This window comes from Paenibacillus sp. R-74696, assembly GCF_055814915.1.
This window is the reverse complement of sequence record NZ_JBPULM010000046.1, coordinates 231,611-253,609: the sequence shown is the minus strand read 5'-3', so window position 1 is coordinate 253,609 and position 21,999 is coordinate 231,611. Positions and strand designations below refer to the sequence as shown.

Genomic DNA, 21,999 nt, shown 5'->3' with positions numbered 1-21,999 from the left:
TGTGATATAGTAAGTCGGTAGTGTTTAGGAAACAAATGATGAAATACTGTAACGCACAAGCAGAAGCACCCGCTTCTCACCTTTCGGCTCGCGCTGACCGGTTTGCGATAATCGACTAAGCTTATCTTTTGTGTCTCCTTGTGAGATGAAGGGAACAGCAGCAAACAACGGTTATGGGATGCGGGTTCAATTGAGCCTGTATCCCTTTTATTATGCAAGTATACTCTTTTGGAGGTGGCACGTTATTAGCAGAGAACATCAAATCAATGATGAAATCCGGGCCAGAGAAGTACGTTTAGTTGGTGCGGAAGGCGAGCAAATCGGTATTAAACCCATTCGTGATGCCTTGCAAATGGCCATAGACTTAAGCCTGGATCTGGTGAACGTAGCACCGACGGCTAAACCGCCGGTATGCCGGATTATGGATTACGGAAAATTCCGCTATGAGCAGCAAAAGAAAGAAAAAGAAGCTCGGAAAAACCAAAAGATCGTTGATCTTAAGGAAGTTTGGTTCCGTGCAAACATTGATGAGCACGATTATCAAACAAAATATCGCAATGTTGTGAAATTTTTGGGTGAAGGCGATAAAGTTAAAGCTTCTGTCCGGTTCCGTGGTCGTGAAATTGCGCACGCGTCGCTTGGTCAAAAGATCTTGGATCGTCTCGCTCAAGAGGTTGCCGAAATATGCAGCGTAGAACGCGCTCCTAAGCTGGAAGGCCGGAGCATGATTATGATTTTGGCACCAAAAAGCAACACTTAATTTAAGGGAGGATAATTGACATGCCTAAAATGAAAACACACAGCAGTCTGAAAGACCGTTTCAAAATTACGGGTACTGGTAAAGTAAAGCGTTATAAAGCTTACAAAAACCACTTGCTTTCCCACAAATCCGGACGCCAGAAGCGCGTTCTTGCTGGTCAACCACTGATGGCTGCTGGCGACGTTAAACGCCTGCAACAAGGTCTTAACAATCTTAAATAAGCACGTTTTGCAATAAATACTAATTAGAAACTTTCAGGAGGTCAACACTCATGGCAAGAGTTAAAGGCGGATTTGTCCGCACTCGTCGTCGCAAAAGAATTTTGAAACTGGCAAAAGGTTATTTCGGTTCGAAGCATCGCCTGTTTAAAACAGCGAAGGAGCAAGTAGGCAAGTCCTTGATGTATGCTTACCGCGACCGTCGCAACAAAAAACGTGACATCCGCAGACTGTGGATCGTTCGTATCAATGCAGCAGCTCGTATTAACGGACTGTCATACAGCAAATTCATGTACGGTTTGAAGCTTGCTGGCGTTGAAGTAAACCGCAAAATCCTTGCTGACCTGGCTGTTAACGATCTCGCTTCGTTCAACTCCCTTGCTGGCGTGGCTAAACAAAAAATCAACGCTTAGTAACTGAAGCGTTATAGATGAGGCTGTCCCTTAGGGGGCAGCCTCATTATGATTTATAAAGCTTATTCGTTCCTTGCTTCGATTGGGGTGTGTACATTTAAGCGTCTAATTCCGGCGGCAGAGGACAAACAAACAGGCGGCTGCTTCTTTCCTGAATAAACTAAAGAACAACGGGAAAGGAGGGATTTTGCATGGGTAACATTACCAAAGAGCAGGCGCGTAAGCTCGCGGGCAAATCCATCTATGCAGTACGCAAGGACGGCTCTGTCGTTACGGGCAAGCTCGTTCGCATCCAGGGCAACAAGCTGACGCTTGCGCCAATTGGCAAAGACAAGGGCAAGTCGGTCAAAACAAAGGCGCTGCTGCCTCTAGTTCTGTTTGATTTGCTGGCAATCGGCACACTTCCATTCTTCGGAGCAGGCTTCGGTGGCGGCTTTGGCGGCGGCTACGGTGGAGGCTATGGCGGTGGTTACGGAGGTGGCTATGGTGGCGGTTACGGCGGCGGCCAATGCTGTCCGAACCAAGGCTACAACTATGGCGGCTACTACTAAGTATTAAGTGGAAGAGGGCTGCTGTTTTCAGTATTAAGTAAGCTCTTTGATCATTTCGTAGCAGCGAAGCTCGGGATAATATCGAATGGTCTGATATCCGAGCTTCGTATAAAAATGGCGGGCCTTATCGTTGATTTGATCAACGAACAGGCGGCCCATCGTACAGGAAGCTGCCATGCCATGAGCTTCGGCTGCTGCCATCAGCTTTGTGCCGCAATAGCGGTTGCGATGCTGGGGATGCACGGCAAGCATGGAAAACATCAGAATGTCGCCCACCGTTTCAAAATGAATAAAGCCATAGGGCACAGCTGTTTTTCCTGCTGCTGCAACATAGGTTACGCCGCGGCGAAGGCGCAGAGGCAGCTCGCGTATGACTGTGGCGTCATGTTGATGAGTCGTCCATGATAATGGCATAAGCTCTGATTTGATGAGTCTGATGATTTCTTCATCATCGGTTCGGGCGTTGCGCTCTCGTATCATTAAGATCATTCCTGACTGCATGAGTTTGCCGAAGGGTGGCTATTCTAATATATGAAGCGGGGCTGTGCCGTGCGCCCTATTTTTGCTAATATGCTGTTACGGTTTCTTCTTGACTAACGAATGATGTCAGCTTATAATAAAGAAAGTCTTATTCAAACATATGTCATCAGCAATGATGAGGACGAAGTGTTAAGGGCTCTTTTGCTCAGAGAGCGGATGGATCAGCTGCAACCATCGCCAAAACCCCTTTTCTACGAGCTCACCTCGGAGCTGTTTTCCTGAAAAGCACGTCAAGTGGTTATTAGGGAAAATCGCAGGGCACGCGTTACAGTGCTAAAGGTATGGACGGTCAGTGCGCACACGTTCTTACCTGTGGAGGTTATACATCGCAAGATGTGTAACGAATTTGGGTGGTACCACGGAAGTTAAACCTTTCGTCCCTCGATGCTTCTTCTAGAAGCAGGAGGAGCGAAAGGTTTTTTTGTTGTTTTCGAGAGGAGGATGACCGATGGTCACGCAAAATGCAACACTGAAGTCAAAAGAAGAATTAATGGAGAAGCTGAGGCAGCCAGAAGTAATTACGGGTTCTGAAATTTTACTTCGCAGCTTGGTGCTGGAAGGCGTCGATTGCGTATTCGGGTATCCGGGTGGCGCAGTGTTGTACATTTACGATGCGATGCACGGTTTCTCTGATTTCAACCACGTGCTTACCCGCCATGAACAAGGCGCAATTCACGCAGCCGATGGTTATGCTCGCGCAAGCGGCAAGGTAGGGGTTTGTATTGCTACCTCGGGCCCTGGCGCCACCAACCTGGTAACGGGTATTGCTACCGCTTATATGGATTCGGTTCCGTTGGTTGTCATTACTGGTAACGTCATATCGAGCCTGATTGGGACCGATGCGTTCCAGGAAGCTGATATTACAGGCATTACGATGCCGATTACGAAGCACAGCTATCTGGTACGGGATGTAGATGATCTGGCCCGTATTATTCATGAAGCTTTCCATATTGCTAATACAGGACGCAAAGGACCTGTTCTTATTGATATACCGAAAGACATTTCCGCTAACAAGACGCTGTTCAAGCCGGTAACGGATGTCAGCATTCGCGGTTATAGCCCAACTGTATCGCCGAACAAGCTGCAGGTGGACAAAATGATTAAAGCGATCACGGAAGCGGAGCGTCCGCTTATCCTTGCAGGCGGCGGCGTTATTTACTCCGGCGGGCATGAAGAGCTGCATGAGTTTGTGAAGAAAACCGATATTCCGATTACGACAACACTGCTTGGCCTAGGGGCGTTCCCAAGCGGAGATGACTTGTTCCTCGGCATGCCAGGTATGCACGGCACCTATACAGCGAACAAATCGATTCAGAAGGCCGATTTGCTGATTAATATCGGCGCTCGTTTTGATGACCGAGTAACGGGCAAGCTGTCTGGGTTTGCGCCGCATGCGAAGATCATTCATATCGATATCGACCCTGCCGAAATCGGCAAAAACGTGCCAACCGATATTCCGATTGTTGGCGACGTGAAGACAGTGCTGCAAATCGCGAATTTGCAGGCTAAGCGTGCTGACAAAGCGGATGCATGGCGTGCTGAGCTGCTGGCTTCGAAAGCACAATATCCGTTCAGATACAAGGATTCGGAAGATGAGCTGAAGCCGCAATGGGTCGTGGAAATGCTGCATGAGACGACGAACGGCGATGCTATTGTAACAACGGACGTTGGCCAGCATCAAATGTGGGCAGCACAGTTTTACAAGTTCAACAAGCCGCGTTCATGGGTAACCTCCGGCGGCCTTGGAACAATGGGCTTTGGTTTCCCTTCGGCAATCGGTGCTCAGATGGCGAACCCAGACCGCCTTGTTATTTCAATCAACGGCGATGGCGGCATGCAGATGTGTGCGCAGGAGCTGGCGATTTGTGCAATCAACAAGATCCCGGTAAAGGTTGTTATTTTGAACAATCAGGTGCTGGGAATGGTGCGCCAGTGGCAGGAGCTGATTTACGATAATCGCTACAGCCACATTGACCTTTCGGGCAGCCCGGACTTTGTGAAGCTGGCGGAAGCGTATGGTGTGAAAGGCTTCCGCGCGACAAACAAGGAAGAAGCAAAAGCAGTATGGGAAGAGGCACTGCGTCACCCTGGTCCTGCCGTTGTGGAGTTTGTCGTTCGCAAAGAAGAAAATGTATACCCGATGGTCGCACAAGGTAGCACGATCGACGAAATGATCATGGGGGATGCGGAATGATTAAACATACAATCGCAGTAATCGTTAACGACCAGCCTGGCGTTTTGCAGCGTGTGTCCGGTTTGTTCGGCCGCCGCGGCTTCAATATTGAGAGCATCACAGTGGGTACGAGCGAAGAGGTTGGCCTGTCCCGCATGGTCATCGTCACATCTGGCGATGAACAGACGCTTGAGCAAATTACGAAGCAGCTTTATAAGCTTATTGATGTTATCAAAGTCATTCATCTTAGCTCTAACCCTATTGTTGCCCGCGAGCTGGCGCTTATTAAGGTAAGCGCCGAGCCTGCGACGCGTCCGGAAATTTTCGGCGTAGTCGAAACATTCCGCGCAGCAGTTGTGGATATTGGCACTCATTCCGTTATGGTACAGGTTGTTGGCGATACCGAGAAGATTGATGCAATGGTTGAATTGCTGAAGCCTTACGGCATTCGCGAGCTGTCCCGCACCGGTGTAACGGCGCTGAACCGCGGCAACAGCCGCTAACGCTTGAACGCAAGCTTTACTGAAAAATAGGGATTCACCCCGCTTTGAGCGGGAGTTTAAGCGGAGAACCGCGGCTAGTCGCGTCATTCTCTACTTAAACACCCGTTCAAAAGGGTCAAAATAAAGGAGGCAATTATTCACATGGCAGTTACATTGTATTATGAAAAAGACGCTGATCAAAGCGTACTTCAAGGTAAAACGATCGCAGTAATCGGTTACGGTAGCCAAGGTCACGCACAAGCGCAAAACCTTCGCGACAGCGGACTTAAAGTTATCATCGGTCTGCGTCCGGGTAAATCCGCTGACACAGCAAAAAAAGACGGTTTCGAAGTATTGACCGTTGCTGAAGCAACTAAAGTAGCAGACCTTGTTCAAATCCTGCTGCCTGACGAAACACAAGCACAAGTATACAACGAGGAAATCGCACCGAACCTGAAAAAAGGCGCGGCTCTGATGTTCTCCCACGGCTTCAACATTCACTTCGGCCAAATCAAGCCGAGCAAAGATACAGACGTATTCCTGGTTGCTCCTAAATCGCCAGGCCACATGGTTCGCCGTACGTATGAAGAAGGCTTTGGCGTACCGGGCTTGATCGCAATCGAGCAAGATGCTTCCGGCAATGCAAAAGCAATCGGTCTTGCTTATGCTAAAGGTATCGGCTGTACACGTGCAGGCGTTATCGAAACAACTTTCAAAGAAGAAACAGAAACAGATCTTTTCGGTGAGCAAGCTGTTCTTTGCGGCGGCGCATCCGCACTTGTACAAGCTGGTTTTGAAACGCTTGTTGAAGCTGGCTACGCTCCAGAAATGGCTTACTTCGAGTGCTTGCACGAGCTGAAGCTTATCGTTGACATGATGTATGAAGGCGGCATCTCCTCGATGCGCGATTCCATCTCCAACACAGCTGAATACGGCGACTATGTAACGGGTCCTCGCATTGTAACAGCTGAAACGAAAAAAGAAATGAAGCGCGTATTGGAAGATATCCAATCCGGCCGTTTCGCTCGCGATTTCATCCTGGAAAACAAATCAGGACAAGCAATGATGAACGCTACTCGTCGCAACGAGGCAGCTCATCCAATCGAGCAAACAGGCAAACAGCTTCGTGAGCTTATGCACTGGATCAAGAAGTAATATCTTTTAACTTGGGCGTATCTTCAAATAGGTGTTTAACCTTGCGAAGATGCGCCCCCATAGCATGAAGCGATGAAGACATAATCCCGGTTCACCGGCGGAGGAGCTGCGCGCAGGCGCAGTCTCAGGGCTGTCCGTGCGTACCGGGATCATTCTGTTCCCGGAGGTGCAAGGAAAATGCGTAAAATTTATATTTTTGACACAACATTGCGTGATGGGGAGCAGTCTCCAGGCGTCAACCTGAACACGAAGGAAAAGGTGGAAATCGCGCTCCAACTGGAAAAGCTGGGCGTTGACCGGATTGAAGCTGGTTTTCCTGCGGCATCGCCCGGTGATTTGGCAGCGGTTAATGCGGTAGCGACAGCTATCAAAAATGCAACGATTATCGGCCTGTCGCGCTCGCGCGAGCAGGATATTGACGCGGTACGTGAAGCGCTTAAAGGCGCGCAGGACCCGTGCATCCATCTATTCCTGGCGACAAGCCCGATTCACCGCAAGCACAAGCTGCGGATGGAGAAGGAGCAAGTGCTGGAAACAGCAGAGCGCGCTATTCGTTATGCGAAGAAATATTTTGATAAAGTCGAATTCTCGCCTGAAGATGCTGGGCGCACAGAGCTTGATTTCCTTTGCGAAGTAACGGATATGGCGATTCGCGCGGGAGCGACAGTCGTTAATATTCCGGATACCGTCGGTTATTTGAATCCGCAGGAATTCGGCAACATCTTCAAAACGCTGAAGCAAAACGTTCCGAACATCGAGACGATCCAGCTCAGCGCGCATTGCCATGATGATCTGGGCATGGCAACAGCCAATGCACTGTCTGCTATACTTAATGGCGCCGATCAAGTAGAGGGTACGATTAATGGTATCGGCGAACGCGCCGGAAATACCGCAATCGAGGAAATTGCCCTTGCGCTTGCAACGCGTGCCGATTATTTTGGCGCGACGACGACGCTGAACCTGAAAGAAATTGCCAAGACGAGCCGCTTGGTGAGCAAGCTGACGGGCATGGTTGTACCAGGCAACAAAGCGATTGTAGGCGCCAATGCCTTCGCGCATGAGTCCGGCATTCATCAGGACGGCATGCTCAAGGAAAAAACAACGTATGAAATCATCTCGCCGGATACAATCGGCCTAAGAGAGTCCTCGCTCGTACTCGGCAAGCACTCCGGCCGTCACGCATTCCGCGAGAAGCTGATTGATATGGGCTATGAGCTGGATGAAGAAGCGGTGAACGTGGCCTTCGCCAAGTTCAAAGACTTGGCTGACCGCAAAAAGAATGTCACCGACGAAGATATTCGTGCATTTTTGGAAGAAAAGCTCATTGATACGCCGGAAGTATTTACGCTTGAGACGATTCAAGTGAGCTACGGCAACCAATCGACGCCTAGCGCTTCGGTTATTATCCGCCAAGCGGATGGCAGCGTTAGCGAAGGAACAGCGGAAGGCAATGGCTCGGTTGACGCGATTTACAATGCGATCGACAAAGTGACTGCGGAAGCTGTGGAGCTTGAGGATTATTCGATCAAATCGGTATCCCAAGGCAAGGATGCACTCGGCGAGGTGCATGTTGTACTGAACCAAAACGAAGTATCTGCGCAGGGCCGCGGCCTTAGCACCGATATTTTGGAAGCGAGTGCACGTGCCTACATCGACGCGCTCAACCGACTCATTGAGAAACGCAAATCGCCAAGCCGTCGCGATAAAATGAGCTTGATTTAGTTAGCTTAGGGGGAGCGGAAGCTCCTCCTTTATTTGATTTTGCTATGAGCGATATGCGTGTCCAATAGCCTTTATAAGCATTGCCTATAAAGACCATAGATTTTATATCTTTGTTTTCGGCTCTGAAATATGGTACAAATGATAACAGAATGAGAATAGCTCATCCGAGCTCAAAAATAAGGAGTGTTACACAACAATGTCAGAAGTTAAAAAAATTGCAGTAGTTGCCGGCGACGGTATTGGTCCAGAGGTTGTAGGCGAAGCGCTTAAAGTATTGAAAAAAGTAGAAGAGCTTTATGGCTATCAGTTCGAAACCGAGCACGGCCTGTTCGGCGGAATTGCCATTGATGAAAAAGGAACGCCATTGCCGCAGGAGACGCTTGATCTTTGTAGAAATGCTGACGCTGTATTGCTCGGCGCTGTTGGCGGCCCGAAATGGGACAACAACTCGAAGGAGCTTCGTCCTGAGACTGGCCTTCTCGGCATTCGCAAGGCGCTGGGCCTGTTCTCCAACATTCGTCCGGCAACTGTATTTGACTGCTTGAAAGAGGCTTCTACGCTTAAACCAGAAGTATTGGAAGGCACTGACCTGATCGTTGTGCGCGAGCTGACAGGCGGCATCTACTTCGGCGAGAAATTCCGTCGTGAAGGCGCAGGCGGCGAAGAAGCGGTTGATACTTGCGTATACAATGTACAAGAGATTGAGCGTATCGTTCGCCAAGCGTTTGACATTGCGATGACTCGCAGCAAGCGTCTGGCTTCCGTTGATAAAGCAAACGTGCTGGAAACTTCCCGTCTGTGGCGCGAAGTGGTTAACCGGATCGCTCCTGAATACCCAGAGGTTGAGCTGGAGCATGTGCTTGTAGACAACTGCGCAATGCAATTGCTGCGTCGTCCATCGAGCTTTGACGTTATCGTAACGGAAAACATGTTTGGCGATATTTTGAGCGATGAAGCAGCCATGCTGACAGGTTCCATCGGCATGCTTTCCTCCGCTTCGCTGGGCGAAGGCAGCTTCGGCCTTTACGAGCCGGTACACGGTTCCGCACCTGACATTGCTGGACAAGGCATCTCGAACCCAATCGCAACAATTCTTTCGGTTGCATTGATGTTCCGTCTGACTTTCGGCTACCACGATGCAGCGAAAGCGATTGAGGATGCTGTTAAAGAAGTGCTGGATGCAGGACACCGCACAGGCGATATCGCGGTTGACAAGAGCAAAGCGATTGGCACAACGGCAATGGGCGATTTGATCATTGCAGCGCTGAAAAAAGCTTAATTATAATAATTATAAAAAAATATTGAATACAATCTTGACTTCAATATAATCTAGTGATAATATTTATCAATAGATAGCGATATTCACCGATGCTAATGCATCGATACATGCTCATCATTAAAACTCAAGGAGGATTTCAAATTATGGCAGAACGTTTGGTAGGTTACCCAGCTCCAGATTTCACAGCAGAAACAGCAATCGGTGATGGTTCCGGTTTCGGCAAAGCATCCCTTGCAGACTACAAAGGCAAATGGTTGGTATTGTTCTTCTATCCACTTGACTTCACTTTTGTTTGCCCAACTGAAATTACAGCTTTGAGCCTTGCTGCTGCTGAGTTCAAGAAGCTTAACACTGAAATTCTTGGTGTGAGCGTAGACAGCCAGCACAGCCACAAAGCATGGATTAATACATCCGTTAACGATAATGGTCTTGGCAAGCTTGAGTTCCCTCTTGCTGCTGATATCACGAAGAAAATCGCTAAAGATTATGGCGTTCTGATTGAAGAAGAAGGCATTGCGCTTCGCGGCCTGTTCATCATCGATCCAGAAGGCGAAGTTAAATACCAAGTCGTTAACCATAACGATGTTGGCCGCAGCGTAGACGAAACGCTTCGCGTATTGCAAGCTTTGCAATCCGGCGGACTTTGCCCAATGAACTGGAAGCCAGGTCAGCAAACGCTGTCTGTTTAATCCAAATCGACTTCTCATTAGCAGAAGCCTGAGACGAAGAGCCCGTGCCAAATATTGGCATGGGCTTTTCTATTTCGCAAAAAGCAGGAATTGTACAGGTGTAAAGCGAATAAGTTTATGTCAAACGAAACGTGCTTGCTGCAAACTGGCAACAGCTAAGGAGGTCGTCGTCGATGAGTTTTTGTTGTGGAGCTAGTATGATTGGTACCAAAGGGACATTAAAGCATTTTCGGACACATATCCATAACGTGCCTATTTTGTTCTGCCCGGTATGCAACCGTGTGGAAATTCACCACTTGGTAGAAAATGAGTATGAAATATTGGCTGAATACGCACATGGAGACGGCGCCGCTGAGGTTGATTTTCAGGAGTATGTGGAGCAAGAAGGCAAGGCACTGCGGGAAAATTGCGTGAATCATGAAAGTGAAGATCCGATGGACGTCGTACTGAGTCAAATTGACATATCGCTTGATTTGCTCAGCTTTGCGAAACAAATTGACGACATCGCATGGCAAGGTGAATTAAAGAAGCGTCTGGCTATATTAAGCAGTCGGCGCAATAAGCTTAAAGAGCGGCGAACATCAGTCTAAAATGAATCATTTTATGAAATGTGGCCTCCGTTTGGGGGCTTTTTCATTTTTCTCATAAATTTCGGGGCCTACCCCCTCAAGCAACACAGATTGACCGAAAACTATGAATGAGAGGTGGAACGGTTGCTACTTGTATTATTCAAGCGTTTCTTGCGGAAAACCGTGCCCACCGACACCGTAGAAGCGAACACGAAGGAACCATTATTAAAAAATACGAAAACAAAGCCATCCCTGACGCCGGAGCAGACGGTTCTGCAAATTCAGCAAGGAGACGCGCTGCTGCGGGAGCGGTTTATTGCAAGCTATAAGCCATACATTGCAAAAGTGACAAGCCGCTTCTGCAAACGTTATGTTAATGCAAGCAGGGATGATGAATATAGCGTGGCCTTAATCGCCTTTAACGAGGCCATTAGCCAATTTTCGCCGGAGTCTGGCAGATCCTTTCTCGGTTTTGCCGAGACGGTCATCAGACGCCGTCTAATTGACTATGTGCGCCGTGAGCAGCGGCATCTATCCTCAGTTCCATACAGCACGTTCGAGCGTTTAGACGATGAGGAGCAGCTTTACAATCCTGTTGAGCTGAAGCAGGCGCTGGCCGCTTATGAGCTGAACAGTACGGCGGATGAGCGCCGGCTGGAGATGGGCGAATTTAATCAGGAGCTGCTGAAATACGGCGTATCGTTCGCCGAGCTGGTCGAAGCTTCACCCAAGCACGCGGATTCACGCAAAATGCTGATGCGTACAGCAGCAATATTAGCGGAGGATGCCGCAATGTTTGGCCAATTAAAGCTGACGGGCAAGCTGCCGGTCAAAGCATTGACGGAGGCGAGCGGCTTGTCCCGCAAGACGATTGAACGCAATCGCAAATATATGATTGCCATTGCATGTATTTTAAGGGGAACGTACCCGTTTTTGAGAGATTACCTGGATCTGGACGATTGGCAGCGAGAAGCGAGCAAGGAGGCAGAATGATGAACCGTGGCGTCGTAATGCAGATACAAAAGAATAGGGCAGTTGTGCTGACGGCGGATGGCAGATTCATCAATACCGAGCTTCCTCGCAACGTTCAGGTTGGCGATGAAATTGTGATCCAGCAGGAGGAGAGGGCAAGGCGCAGGAGACCCAAAGCGCTGCTGTGGAGATCCGGAGTGGCTGCGGCTATCGTGCTGCTTATTTTGCCTGTGCTGCTGTATGTTCAGAGCGGCAAACATCCCGTAGTGGCTTATTTCAGCATGGACATCAATCCAAGCATTGAAATCGGCATTGACAGCCGTGAGCAGGTGCAGGAGCTTCATGCGTTCAATGAGGCGGGCAAGCAGGTCATCGCCGGAGTGTCCTACAAAAATAAATCGCTTGCGCTGGTTACAACGGCTATTATGCAAAAAATTGCGGGCATGCACTATTTTGACGATAAGGTGCAGGATATTGTAGTTACGAGCGTAGTCGTTGGCGGTGATGATCCGCAGATGGATGTATTATTTTCGACTAAGCTTAATAAGGCTTTGACAGATATGGTCGCGGAAGGGCATATGCAGGCGGCTGTAGAAATTCTGACGCTGTCCGCCCCGGTAGAGCTGCGGGATGCGGCGGAGGCATACGGCTTGTCCTCCGGCAAGATGGCGGTTTATTTGATGGCCAAGAATGAAGGTTATGCTCTTGAGCTGGAAAACTTCCAGCAGCATTCCATCAGCATGATAGCCGAGCCGCTTGGCGGTGTAAAAACGATTGTGAAGCATGCTGATAAAACGACCAAAGAAAGCCTGAGAAGCTTGCTTGAGGCGGAGACAAAGCAAGAGGCGGTGCAATCCTCCTCCGTACCGGTTGTGGATAGCGCTTCTGCTGAACCAGCAGCTACTCCAACTCCCGCGCCTGTTCTTGTAAGCTCAGTGACGAACGCTGAGGCTTCTTCGAAGCCCGCAGAGACAGCTACACCGAAGCCTAAGCCGACTGCTGGGGCAGCTGTCAAGGAGACACCAGCCAAACAGAAGGATAACGAAAAAAACGGACAGCATGGCAAGGATAATGAGAAAGACAAAGTTAAGGATAAGGATAACAACAAAGACAAGGAAAAAGATAAGAATAAAGACAAAGATAAGAACAAAGATAAGGATAAAGACAAAAACAAACATAAAAACAAGGATAAGCACGTAAAAAACCAGGTAAACAAAGATGGAAGTAAAGATAAAAACAACGGTGAAAATAAAAACGATGACAGAAACAATAGCCATAAAGATATTAAAGACAGGGATACGGGCAAAAATAAAGACAAGGACAATTGCAAGAAGAACAGCGGGGAAAATAAAGGGAAGACCATTTGGGACGACCAAAAACGTTTTAGCTATCGAACAAACGTGGAAAATACATACAGCTGGCAGAGGTCTGCTTAGGATTCGTCCAAATCATTGCAAAAATACCATTTTTCGACAAATATTCTCATTGACATGAAGGACATCCAAAATCTATGATGAGTATAGCTTGAATTAGCGTTGTCCATTGATGCTGCCGGGGGGGAGTAGAGGATGCAGATGATGCGAAAGCGTTATTTCCCGGCACTTGCCGAATACATACGAAGTGATAAGGAAAGTTCTCTTTATCAAGCAGCAGAGCTAGGCAAAGAGTTAACGGGAATTCAACTTGATGATGTCATTGCGATCCATGAGGATTGCATGCAGACATTAGTATCGAATGTGGACTCGGAAGAAGCAGTCAAATTGTACAATCGTTCGTTCATTTTTTTAATCGAATTTATGGTTGCTTATCGTTCTCATTTGCTGGCGAATCAAACCAATGATCAGAAGTTTATGGAAATGAGGGAAATGCTGCTTCGTTCCAATCGTTCATTTGAAATGGTCAAAAATAAGTATGAAAATGTGCTGCAGCATATGGACAGCGGCATCGCATTATTTGACAGTGAAGGCATCTTGACATTCATTAATTTGCAAATGGCGAAGCATCTAGACATTCCCCGCAAAACGCTGGTGGGCTGCAATTTGCCTGAAATTTTGCGGCATCCGCAGCTAAGCCGGTATACCCGGAAAATGGTTTTACGACTGTACAAGGAAATGCTGCTTCGGCGCATGCGGAATTATGAGTTTCAGGATAGGGATGGCAATCATTTACTCGTAACGGTCACCTACGGCGATCAGCTTGAAGGTGATTTTCTATTCAGCGTCAAAGATGTGTCGGAGTATAAGCAGATTGAGCAAACGGCTTTGCAAAATGACAAGCTAGCCATGCTTGGTCGAATTGCGGCTGCCATCGCACATGAAATTCGCAATCCGCTGACGTCGATACGCGGTTTTATCCAGCTGCTGCGCCCGTATTTGCTGCAAATGGGCAAAGAGGAATATGCCCGAATTATTTTAGCCGAAATCGATCGTGCCAATGATATTATTTATGAGTTTCTGAACTCGTCCAAGCCATCAGCTCCATTAAAGAAAGCGTTTTCTATTAATTTACTACTTAAAGAAGTTGCGCTGCTTACGGAGAGCGAGGCGCTTATGCGCAATTGTCAGATCGAGCTGCAGCTCGAAGGGGATGAATATGCGCTCATCGCTTCGATCGACATGAAGCAGATTAAGCAGGTCATTCTCAACATTGTGAAAAATTCGCTCGATGCGGTAGCGGAACGGAAAAGCGATGATATCGGTATTATTGAGCTGTCAACGAGAGCCGATGGTTCTTATGTGGAGATTACGATGAAGGATAACGGGAAAGGCATGGATAAGGCAACGCTGACTCGATTGTTTGATCCTTTTTTTACGACCAAGGAAGAAGGGACAGGCCTTGGCTTATCCGTCAGTTACCGGATTATCCGCAATCATGGGGGCTCTATTCGCGTCGAAAGCGTCGTAGGCAGCGGCACATCATTCATTATTTATTTGCCATTAGCGGAATAAATGATTAAAATCGGGGGTATGCCCCCCGATTTTTTTTCATCTTTAGGGCGGGAGGCGCCAAAAGGAGAGGAATGATTGACCATGAGTACATTATTTACATACGGAACGCCAGGTGCTGAACCAATAGATGCAGTCGTTCGTTTCATTAGCGCGCGTGAGCTTAGCGATGCTTCAGCCGAATGGCTGCTGCCGCAAATTGATGAGGCTATTCGCAGCCAGTTTGCCAAAGGGCTGTTCAAGGGAGAGGCGGAGCAGGCTCATGTCATGCAGACGCTTAGCTTGTATCCTGCTGCCGAGCATGTAATAGCGGTCGGCTATGAGGAGCAATCTGGCGCAGACGGCTTGCGTGTTGCAGCGGCAACGGCGGCAAGAGCATTGAAGCGCATAAAAGCGCAGTCGGTGCATGTGGTGCTGCCGCTGTCAGCGGTGAAAGCGGAAGGACTTTCCCAGCAGCAAGCGGCTCAGGCGCTGACTGAAGGGCTGAAGCTGGCGGTGCATGACCGCCTGCCAGAGAAACGTGAAGCGAAGACGCGTTATGCAATCGGTAAAGTGTATTTCTCCATCGCTGGGACTGAAGCGCAAGGTGCTGCTTCTGATTTCAGCGAGCAATGGATCGCAGGAATTACACGCGGCGTTGCCTGTGCTGATGGCGTAATCAGCGCCCGTGATTTGACGAATATAGCGGGCAATAAGCTTGTGCCGGAAGGACTTGCTGCGTATGCCGAGGAGCTTGCCCGGCAGTATGATTTTGACATTGAGATTATCGACGAGTGGACGGCAGCCGAGCAGGGCATGGGCGGCTTGCTTGGCGTTGGCCAAGGCAGCATCAACCCGCCGCGCATGATTGTGCTGCATTATAAGGGTGCGCCAGGCGATAAGGCAACTTGGGGCCTAATTGGAAAAGGCATCACCTTTGATACTGGCGGCATTTCGCTCAAGCGGGCGCCTGGCATGGAGGAAATGATTGCCGACATGGGCGGCGCAGCGGCCGTGCTTGGCGCTATGCAGGCGATTGGCGAGCTCAAGCCGGCAGTAAACATTATTGCGGTCATTCCATCGGCGGAAAATATGCCTTCGGATCGCGCGCTTAAACCGGGCGATGTCATTACGATGATGAACGGCCTGACGGTGGAAGTGGTCAATACCGATGCCGAAGGCCGGCTGGTGCTTGGAGATGGGCTCACGACGGCCATTCGCCGCGGAGCAACGAAGCTGGTGGATGTCGCGACGCTGACAGGCGCGGTATCGGTGGCGCTCGGCTCACAAGCGACGGGAGCAGTGACGAACCATGATGGGCTCATGCAGCAGGTGCGCGAAGCATCTGAGCGGGCAGGCGAGCGCGTATGGCAGCTTCCGGCCTATCCGGAATATAAGAAGCAAATTCGGAGTGAAGCGGCCGATTTGAAAAACAGCGGCGGCCGTGAAGCGGGTACCATTACCGGCGGATTGTTCATTGGCGCTTTCGCTGAGGAGTTGCCTTGGGTTCATCTCGATATTGCGGGCGTGTCGTTCCGCGAGTCGGCGAAGGTGCTGGAGCCGAAAGGCGGCACAGGCGTTATGGTGCGTACGCTCGTCGAGCTGATGTACGCTAAGGTGTAAGTAAAGCGCAGGTGAAGCGGGTATCGATGGACAACAGTAAATGTGCTTAAACTAAAGCAACGACCGAAGCAGAGGGCGATCCTCGGCTCCGGTCGTTGCTTCTCTTTTTCCATCTTCCTACAATCGAAAAAAATAAATAGCATAACCAACTACGTAAATGTTACTATATATAAAAAATAAAGCAGTGGATGAGGAGTTTTGAAGCAGCATGAATAACGGAGAAGCAGGCCTGAAAAAAGAAGGTCTGGTCATTTTAATACTTAGCTTTGCTTTAACGCTGGTCGTAATGAATACAATGATGTTTAATCTGGCGCTGCCGGATGTGGAGAAGCAATTTTCCCTCACGGCGATTGCGACCTCATGGATCGTAACCGGTTATTCCATTATGTTCGCGATTGCTTCCATTACGTACAGCAGGCTTTCCGATTTTATACCGATGAAGCTATTGTTTCTCATTGCGCTTTCTTCCCTTAGCGTGGCTTCGATTATTGGATTTTTCAGCAATAGCTTTATATTGCTTATGGCGGCACGTCTTATTCAAGCAACCGGAGCAGGAGCGATTGCCGCGCTTGGCATCGTGCTCGTTACACGGTTTATTCCCGCTGACCGCCGCGGCCGGGCAATGGCGCTTATTATGTCGGCAACGTCACTTGGGCTTGGACTGGGGCCGGTTATCGGCGGTGTGATCGTCGAATATTTGGGCTGGCATTATTTATTTGCAGTTACGGCTATTATGATTGTGCTCATTCCCATGTTCTACAAAATGATTCCGGCCGAAAGCCGCAAAAGCGGCACGTTCGATGTAGCGGGAGCTTTGCTCATCGGCATCGGAACGACGGGACTCCTGCTTGCGTTGACTAGCAGAAGCCTGATCGCCTTAATCATTGGTATTGTCGCAGTGGCCTTATTCTGGTGGAGAATCCACAAGGCTAACGATCCATTCGTTCAGCCGGATCTGTTCCGCAATAAGCCTTACATGCTGCTCGGCATGCTGGGCGTTACCTCATACATGAACAACTTCGCCGCGTTATTTCTCGTTCCACAGGTGCTTGCTGGCGTGTATCATTTAACACCTGCCCAGTCCGGCTTGATCGTATTCCCAGGCTCGCTGGCGACGATGGTTGCCTCAAGATACATCGGCAGTACGATTGACCGCCTTGGCAATCGTTTCTTTATTCGTCTGGCGCCGATCGGCCTGCTCATCGCCTCGCTCGCCCTTGCTTTTAGCGCGGTGCATTCGTATTGGGCGATTCTCATTATCTATATGCTGCTTAGTGTAAGTTTCTCTGCCTTAACGAGCAGCGTATCCAATGAGATGTCGAGGCTGCTGCCGCAAAAGGAAATTGGAGCGGGAATGGGATTGTTCCAGCTTGCCCAGTTTTTCAGCGGCGCATTGACTGCCGCTTTGATAGGCAGCGCCATCGTATGGCAGGCACAGCTGGCGAAATCAGAGGCCTTCAATCATATTTTATGGGGCATGTCCGTTATTGTGCTGGGCACGGTCGTCAGTTCGCTGCTTTACACACGCAGTGCTGCTCGTAAGGCTGCCCGTCAAGCAGCATAATACGTGTCGTGAAACCTATCACGTCTTTCTAATTTTTTATAAAAGAGTAAACGTATTACAGGGAGGAATATATTTATTTTCCAATAAATCTAGATGTACTAGCAGGGAAGTTAACAACCAATGTTGAATTTACAAATTATGAGGACGGAATAGGGCTGAAAGTGGAGGGTTCGGATGAGCGACTATGTAAGTGCGGACTTGTATCATACCTATATGAACTCCATTTGGGAAGAGACAACAGATGGTATTGTTATTGTCGATTTGCAGCGCATCGTGCTGGATGTCAATCCAGCTTTTGAACAGATGTACGGCTGGACGAAGGAGGAGCTGGTAGGCAGGAAGCTTCCCGTCGGTCCAGCTCATCTGTATAAGGAGTTTGCCAGGCTATACGATCAGGTGATTGAGGGCAAGAAGGTAGCCGCAGCGGAATACCCCAAGCTATGCAAGAACGGCAAGCATCTGCATGTGAGCATTACCCTGTCGGCTGTTCGAGACAGCAGCGGCAAGATAACCGGAATCGTGGCCATTGAGCGGGATATTACGAAACGAAAGCATACCGAGAAGGCGCTTCGGGAGACGGAGCAGCTTTACAGCCATCTGACGCAAAATGTGCTAGCCGGCGTTTTTGTCAGGCAGGATCGCAAAATTGTATATATTAACTCGTATATGTCGGCCATGCTCGGCTACACGAGAGAGGAATTTGTTACGCTGAAAACCGCCGACTACATTGATGCGATTGAGCTGTTCACCATTAAGCGGCAGGTAGCGGAAATTTTGATCAAAAAGCGTGAGCCACGCTATACCGTTACCGTACGCGGCAAGAAGAAGGATGGCGGCTTCGTTTATTTGGAGGTCAATCTCTCGCTCATTATGTACAAAGGCAGAACGGCGATGCTGGGCTCAGCCAAGGATGTGACCTCATCGGTTGCGCTTGAGCGTTCCTTGCGGGAAAGCGCCGAGATGTACCAGCGTGTCATGAAGCTGCTGCCAGAGCCGATTGTGCTAAGCGATCACGGGATTATTATTTACGCCAACAATTCAGCAATCAAGCTCGTTGCGGCAGATGACAAAAACGAAGTGATCGGGCATTCGATATTTGAATATATTCATCCTGACTATCATGAGGAATCGCTGAGAAAGATGGACCTCTTTATGTTCGAGGAGGAGCCGAGCCAGTTTGAGGAGCGGCAAATTATATGCAGAGATGGGCAAACGATAGATGTTGAAATGTCGAGCATTCGCATTAATAACTATATGGGAAAACGGGTTATTTTAACGGTAATCCGGGATTTAACCGATCGCAAGCGATCTGAGGATATGCTGGTGCGCTCCGAGAAGCTGTCTGTTATCGGTCAGCTTGCTGCGGGCGTTGCCCATGAAATTCGCAATCCGCTAACGGCGCTCAAGGGCTTTACGCAATTGCTGAAAACCAAAAACGAAGGTTATGGCTCATATCTCGATATTATGTCCAATGAGCTGGATCGAATTAACTTAATCGTCAACGAGTTTATGACTTTAGCGAAGCCGCATTTTACCAGATTCAACGATGAGAATTTGGTACATATTTTGCGCGGCGTTATTTCGGTGCTGGAAACACAGGCGATTATGACGAATGTGGATATTGAGACGCAGGTGGAAGACAGCCTAATGATGATTCATGCGGATGCCAATCAGCTCAAGCAGGTATTCATTAATGTCATCAAAAATGCTATCGAAGCGATGCCTGATGGCGGCCGCGTTACGATTGCCATTCGCTCAAACGTTCCTGACAGCGTTTGCTTGACTATCCGCGATGAGGGGATTGGGATGACCGACTCTATTATTGGGAAAATTGGACAGCCCTTTATTACGACAAAAGAAAAAGGCACGGGCCTTGGGCTGATGATCAGCTCCAGAATTATTGAGGCCCATCATGGTACACTACATATCGTTAGTCGACATGGCGAAGGCACGGAGGTACAAATTACGCTGCCGCTGGCTAAGCCTGCAATCGCAGAAATAAATTAATTTTGCCCTGTTCCCTCATTCATACTAAGCGCAGCTTGCTTGGCTAATGCTGTTCTTTGTAACCTTCAGTCTCGCGCCTACCCGCGAAGTGCTGAAGGTTTTTGTCTATATGGGGGCTGCATAGGCAGATTAGACGGAACAGTCTTACGTGTTGTTTAATGTAATTAAGATAGCTTGAGCAGGTAAGCAGCTAAAGGAGTGCCATATTTAATGAAGACTGAGGTCTCGGACCGCATTAAAATCCCGCCAGGCTTTTGGGAGGGGGTGCATCAACTGGGGATCGCCGCCCAGGATATAGCCCGCATAGCGCGACTGCCGCTCACCATAATGACTGAGCCGTTCGTTACTACAGATCAATATTTCGCGATTTGGCAGGCTTATTCCAATCTCATTGGTGACACAGCCATTGGAATCATTAAGCTTGCGACTGCCTTTGAAACAGCGAAGTATCCACCGACTGTCCTAGCCCCTTACCATGCTCGCGACTATCGCGATGCTCTAAACCGAATGGCTCGGTACAAGCAGCTTTGTCCCCCTGAAAGCTTGCGTATGACCGAGGAGGGGGAGCGCTGTACAATCGAACTGGAATGGCGAAATGCGGAGCAAGCCGGCCCGCCGATGCTGGTTGGCGTCACGCTGGCCTTTCTTCTGGAGCTTGGGCGCCGGGGCACAGGCCAGCCCTTGACGGCGCAGCTTGTCGAATTTTCGAGCACAATGGGCGATGTACAGGCCCTAGAAGCTTATTTCGGCTGTCCAATCCGGATTGGTGCAGCAGGCAATCGATTGACGCTGCATCGAAAAGATTTGGACCGCCCCTTTATGTCGTACAACGAAGAGCTGTTGGAAATTCTGACCCCTGCACTAGATCGCACGCTCGATGAACACCAGCATAGCCAGTCCATGGCCGAGACGGTCAAATGGATCATAAAACGCAGCCTCACAGGAGGGCGTCCCGATATTCAGGCTGTTGCAAAGGAGCTCAGCATTAGCGAGCGTACATTACAGCGCCGGCTAACAGATGAGAACACGAGCTTCAAGCAGCTGTTGACACAAGCTAGACATGAGCAGGCACGGGAGTACTTGGCAGACCCATCGCTCGAAATTAAAGAAGTGGCTTTCTTGATTGGCTATGAAGACCAAAATTCGTTCTACCGTGCCTTCCGCCTCTGGGAAGGGGATACGCCTTCAAATTGGCGTACCGAGCATCTAGGATCAAATGCACTATCGTTTCATACTTAGTCCACTCTCCACCATTTTCTCCAGAAAGCTCGCATTTATTAGGCTTTTATCATTTGGCGTGTTAAGCAAGTAGGTTGGCGCAATAGGCTAGTTACTGAGCAATCCAGACAAGGTAATATAATGACTATCCGTAAGCAAGGGATTGTTGCAAGAATGACTGCTGATAAGCTCGCCAACATCATACGTAAATGAAATGGAGAAATGCAAGATGGATATGGGATTAAACAATAAAACAGCTTTCGTTACAGGATCAACGAAGGGCATAGGCAAGGCCATTGCCACCGAGCTTGCCAAAGAAGGGGTTCATGTCCTTATTAATGGGCGCAATGATGAGGAGGTAGAACGAACGGTAAATGAAATAAAGTCAGCTTTCCCGGCTACCTCTCCTCAAAATGCTACAGCCGATATTGTGGATAGTGGGCAGCGAGAGGCTTTGCTTGAAAAATACCCAAGCGTTGATATTCTGGTTAATAATATGGGTGTTTATGAAATCATGAAATATGAGGACACCCACGATGAGGTATGGGAAAAATACTTCCGTACGAATGTTCTTGCAGCAAATGGCTTAACCAAATTTTATTTGCCTAACATGTTGAAAAATAATGACGGCCGCATTATCTTTATTGCGAGTGAAGAAGCCGTCATGCCTTCAGGCCTGATGCCTCAGTATGCGATGACTAAATCCATGCTGTTATCATTGTCCAAAAGCTTGTCTAAACTAACGACAGGAACAGAAGTTACAGTCAATACGATAATGCCAGGACCGACACTCTCTGAACAAGTGCATCAAATTATTGAAGGCATGTACCCTGACGAAGGCTTGACCTTTTCAGAAAAAGAGAAAAAATTTATGGCTGGTCATTTGCCTCAATCGGAAATACAGCGATTTATCAGGCCTAATGAAATTGGCAGGCTAGCTGCATTTGTATGCAGTCCTTATGCATCTGCCTTTAAAGGTTCCCCGATCCGCATGGATGGGGGAATGGTACCGACTATTTTTTAAAAATGTCCTAGTTCGAGAACTGATTTTCATAATGAATAAAATCAAAGGAGCTGCATGCGCAGCTCCTTTTCCTATCTATCCCATTCCAATTATTTCATTGTAATCTTGCAAATTCC

20 protein-coding genes are annotated in these 21,999 nt (G+C 48.7%); 19 read left to right on the top strand and 1 reads right to left on the bottom strand.

What is annotated here, in order from left to right:
• Positions 1-178: 178 nt before the first annotated feature.
• From infC to ACSR9A_RS25670, 4 genes are all read left to right on the top strand, one after another.
• Positions 179-760, top strand: coding sequence for a translation initiation factor IF-3 (infC, locus tag ACSR9A_RS25685; RefSeq protein WP_341283046.1), 582 nt, complete (start codon positions 179-181; stop codon positions 758-760).
• A gap of 20 nt (positions 761-780) precedes the next feature.
• The gene (gene rpmI, locus ACSR9A_RS25680) at positions 781-981 is read left to right on the top strand and encodes a 50S ribosomal protein L35 (RefSeq protein ID WP_046232963.1); all 201 of its coding nucleotides are present in this window, start codon (positions 781-783) and stop codon (positions 979-981) included.
• A 50-nt stretch (positions 982-1,031) separates the two neighbouring features.
• Positions 1,032-1,391, top strand: coding sequence for a 50S ribosomal protein L20 (gene rplT / locus ACSR9A_RS25675; RefSeq protein ID WP_338552495.1), 360 nt, complete (start codon positions 1,032-1,034; stop codon positions 1,389-1,391).
• Positions 1,392-1,582: 191 nt separating this feature from the next.
• Entirely contained in the window at positions 1,583-1,942 is a 360-nt protein-coding gene (locus tag ACSR9A_RS25670) for a hypothetical protein (protein ID WP_473760647.1), read from the top strand.
• 33 nt (positions 1,943-1,975) lie between these two features.
• On the opposite strand, the gene ACSR9A_RS25665 is transcribed toward ACSR9A_RS25670, so the two are convergent.
• Positions 1,976-2,422, bottom strand: coding sequence for a GNAT family N-acetyltransferase (locus ACSR9A_RS25665; RefSeq protein ID WP_473760645.1), 447 nt, complete (start codon positions 2,420-2,422; stop codon positions 1,976-1,978).
• A gap of 508 nt (positions 2,423-2,930) precedes the next feature.
• Here ACSR9A_RS25665 and ilvB point away from each other — a divergent pair.
• The 15 genes from ilvB to ACSR9A_RS25590 all read left to right on the top strand — a co-directional run bounded on the left by ilvB (position 2,931) and on the right by ACSR9A_RS25590 (position 21,883).
• Positions 2,931-4,676, top strand: a complete 1,746-nt coding sequence (ilvB, locus tag ACSR9A_RS25660) for a biosynthetic-type acetolactate synthase large subunit (RefSeq protein WP_473760644.1) — start codon at positions 2,931-2,933, stop codon at positions 4,674-4,676.
• A complete protein-coding gene (ilvN, locus tag ACSR9A_RS25655) occupies positions 4,673-5,158 on the top strand; it encodes an acetolactate synthase small subunit (protein WP_341278935.1) in 486 nt (161 codons plus the stop codon). The genes ilvB and ilvN overlap by 4 nt, the downstream gene beginning before the upstream one ends.
• A 141-nt stretch (positions 5,159-5,299) precedes the next feature.
• Positions 5,300-6,292, top strand: coding sequence for a ketol-acid reductoisomerase (ilvC, locus tag ACSR9A_RS25650; protein ID WP_473760641.1), 993 nt, complete (start codon positions 5,300-5,302; stop codon positions 6,290-6,292).
• 177 nt (positions 6,293-6,469) lie between these two features.
• A complete protein-coding gene (locus tag ACSR9A_RS25645; protein WP_473760640.1) occupies positions 6,470-8,014 on the top strand; it encodes a 2-isopropylmalate synthase in 1,545 nt (514 codons plus the stop codon).
• A 196-nt stretch (positions 8,015-8,210) separates the two neighbouring features.
• Positions 8,211-9,293, top strand: a complete 1,083-nt coding sequence (leuB, locus tag ACSR9A_RS25640) for a 3-isopropylmalate dehydrogenase (RefSeq protein WP_341278932.1) — start codon at positions 8,211-8,213, stop codon at positions 9,291-9,293.
• Between the two features lie 143 nt (positions 9,294-9,436).
• Positions 9,437-9,982 (top strand): peroxiredoxin, encoded by a 546-nt coding sequence (locus ACSR9A_RS25635; RefSeq protein ID WP_046232972.1) that lies wholly within the window; start codon positions 9,437-9,439, stop codon positions 9,980-9,982.
• Between the two features lie 173 nt (positions 9,983-10,155).
• Complete coding sequence (locus tag ACSR9A_RS25630) at positions 10,156-10,572, top strand: hypothetical protein (RefSeq protein ID WP_341278931.1); 417 nt, start codon at positions 10,156-10,158, stop codon at positions 10,570-10,572.
• 123 nt (positions 10,573-10,695) lie between these two features.
• Positions 10,696-11,544 (top strand): RNA polymerase sigma factor SigI, encoded by an 849-nt coding sequence (gene sigI, locus ACSR9A_RS25625; RefSeq protein ID WP_473760638.1) that lies wholly within the window; start codon positions 10,696-10,698, stop codon positions 11,542-11,544.
• A complete protein-coding gene (locus ACSR9A_RS25620) occupies positions 11,541-12,959 on the top strand; it encodes an anti-sigma-I factor RsgI family protein (protein WP_473760636.1) in 1,419 nt (472 codons plus the stop codon). Before sigI ends, ACSR9A_RS25620 begins: the two co-directional genes overlap by 4 nt.
• A gap of 132 nt (positions 12,960-13,091) precedes the next feature.
• On the top strand, positions 13,092-14,471 hold the full coding sequence (locus tag ACSR9A_RS25615) for an ATP-binding protein (RefSeq protein ID WP_473760634.1): 1,380 nt from the start codon (positions 13,092-13,094) through the stop codon (positions 14,469-14,471).
• An 81-nt stretch (positions 14,472-14,552) separates the two neighbouring features.
• Positions 14,553-16,070, top strand: coding sequence for a leucyl aminopeptidase (locus ACSR9A_RS25610; RefSeq protein ID WP_473760633.1), 1,518 nt, complete (start codon positions 14,553-14,555; stop codon positions 16,068-16,070).
• A gap of 208 nt (positions 16,071-16,278) precedes the next feature.
• Positions 16,279-17,634, top strand: a complete 1,356-nt coding sequence (locus tag ACSR9A_RS25605; RefSeq protein WP_473760631.1) for an MFS transporter — start codon at positions 16,279-16,281, stop codon at positions 17,632-17,634.
• A gap of 174 nt (positions 17,635-17,808) precedes the next feature.
• Positions 17,809-19,641 carry a PAS domain S-box protein gene (locus ACSR9A_RS25600; RefSeq protein ID WP_473760630.1) on the top strand — a complete coding sequence of 611 codons (1,833 nt, stop codon included), beginning with the start codon at positions 17,809-17,811 and terminating at the stop codon, positions 19,639-19,641.
• A gap of 210 nt (positions 19,642-19,851) precedes the next feature.
• The gene (locus tag ACSR9A_RS25595) at positions 19,852-20,880 is read left to right on the top strand and encodes an AraC family transcriptional regulator (RefSeq protein ID WP_473760628.1); all 1,029 of its coding nucleotides are present in this window, start codon (positions 19,852-19,854) and stop codon (positions 20,878-20,880) included.
• A gap of 208 nt (positions 20,881-21,088) precedes the next feature.
• Positions 21,089-21,883: an SDR family NAD(P)-dependent oxidoreductase gene (locus ACSR9A_RS25590; RefSeq protein ID WP_473760625.1), complete on the top strand. Its 795-nt coding sequence runs from the start codon at positions 21,089-21,091 to the stop codon at positions 21,881-21,883.
• The last annotated feature ends 116 nt before the right edge of the window (positions 21,884-21,999 follow it).

What these genes read in the sequence shown, in the direction of transcription:
- infC (WP_341283046.1), top strand. Translation starts at nt 179, where the DNA reads ATGCGGGTTCAATTGAGCCTGTATCCCTTTTATTATGCAAGTATACTC.
- rpmI (WP_046232963.1), top strand. Translation starts at nt 781, where the DNA reads ATGCCTAAAATGAAAACACACAGCAGTCTGAAAGACCGTTTCAAAATT.
- rplT (WP_338552495.1), top strand. Translation starts at nt 1,032, where the DNA reads ATGGCAAGAGTTAAAGGCGGATTTGTCCGCACTCGTCGTCGCAAAAGA.
- ACSR9A_RS25670 (WP_473760647.1), top strand. Translation starts at nt 1,583, where the DNA reads ATGGGTAACATTACCAAAGAGCAGGCGCGTAAGCTCGCGGGCAAATCC.
- ACSR9A_RS25665 (WP_473760645.1), bottom strand. Translation starts at nt 2,422, where the DNA reads ATGATACGAGAGCGCAACGCCCGAACCGATGATGAAGAAATCATCAGA.
- ilvB (WP_473760644.1), top strand. Translation starts at nt 2,931, where the DNA reads ATGGTCACGCAAAATGCAACACTGAAGTCAAAAGAAGAATTAATGGAG.
- ilvN (WP_341278935.1), top strand. Translation starts at nt 4,673, where the DNA reads ATGATTAAACATACAATCGCAGTAATCGTTAACGACCAGCCTGGCGTT.
- ilvC (WP_473760641.1), top strand. Translation starts at nt 5,300, where the DNA reads ATGGCAGTTACATTGTATTATGAAAAAGACGCTGATCAAAGCGTACTT.
- ACSR9A_RS25645 (WP_473760640.1), top strand. Translation starts at nt 6,470, where the DNA reads ATGCGTAAAATTTATATTTTTGACACAACATTGCGTGATGGGGAGCAG.
- leuB (WP_341278932.1), top strand. Translation starts at nt 8,211, where the DNA reads ATGTCAGAAGTTAAAAAAATTGCAGTAGTTGCCGGCGACGGTATTGGT.
- ACSR9A_RS25635 (WP_046232972.1), top strand. Translation starts at nt 9,437, where the DNA reads ATGGCAGAACGTTTGGTAGGTTACCCAGCTCCAGATTTCACAGCAGAA.
- ACSR9A_RS25630 (WP_341278931.1), top strand. Translation starts at nt 10,156, where the DNA reads ATGAGTTTTTGTTGTGGAGCTAGTATGATTGGTACCAAAGGGACATTA.
- ACSR9A_RS25620 (WP_473760636.1), top strand. Translation starts at nt 11,541, where the DNA reads ATGATGAACCGTGGCGTCGTAATGCAGATACAAAAGAATAGGGCAGTT.
- ACSR9A_RS25615 (WP_473760634.1), top strand. Translation starts at nt 13,092, where the DNA reads ATGCAGATGATGCGAAAGCGTTATTTCCCGGCACTTGCCGAATACATA.
- ACSR9A_RS25610 (WP_473760633.1), top strand. Translation starts at nt 14,553, where the DNA reads ATGAGTACATTATTTACATACGGAACGCCAGGTGCTGAACCAATAGAT.
- ACSR9A_RS25605 (WP_473760631.1), top strand. Translation starts at nt 16,279, where the DNA reads ATGAATAACGGAGAAGCAGGCCTGAAAAAAGAAGGTCTGGTCATTTTA.
- ACSR9A_RS25600 (WP_473760630.1), top strand. Translation starts at nt 17,809, where the DNA reads ATGAGCGACTATGTAAGTGCGGACTTGTATCATACCTATATGAACTCC.
- ACSR9A_RS25595 (WP_473760628.1), top strand. Translation starts at nt 19,852, where the DNA reads ATGAAGACTGAGGTCTCGGACCGCATTAAAATCCCGCCAGGCTTTTGG.
- ACSR9A_RS25590 (WP_473760625.1), top strand. Translation starts at nt 21,089, where the DNA reads ATGGATATGGGATTAAACAATAAAACAGCTTTCGTTACAGGATCAACG.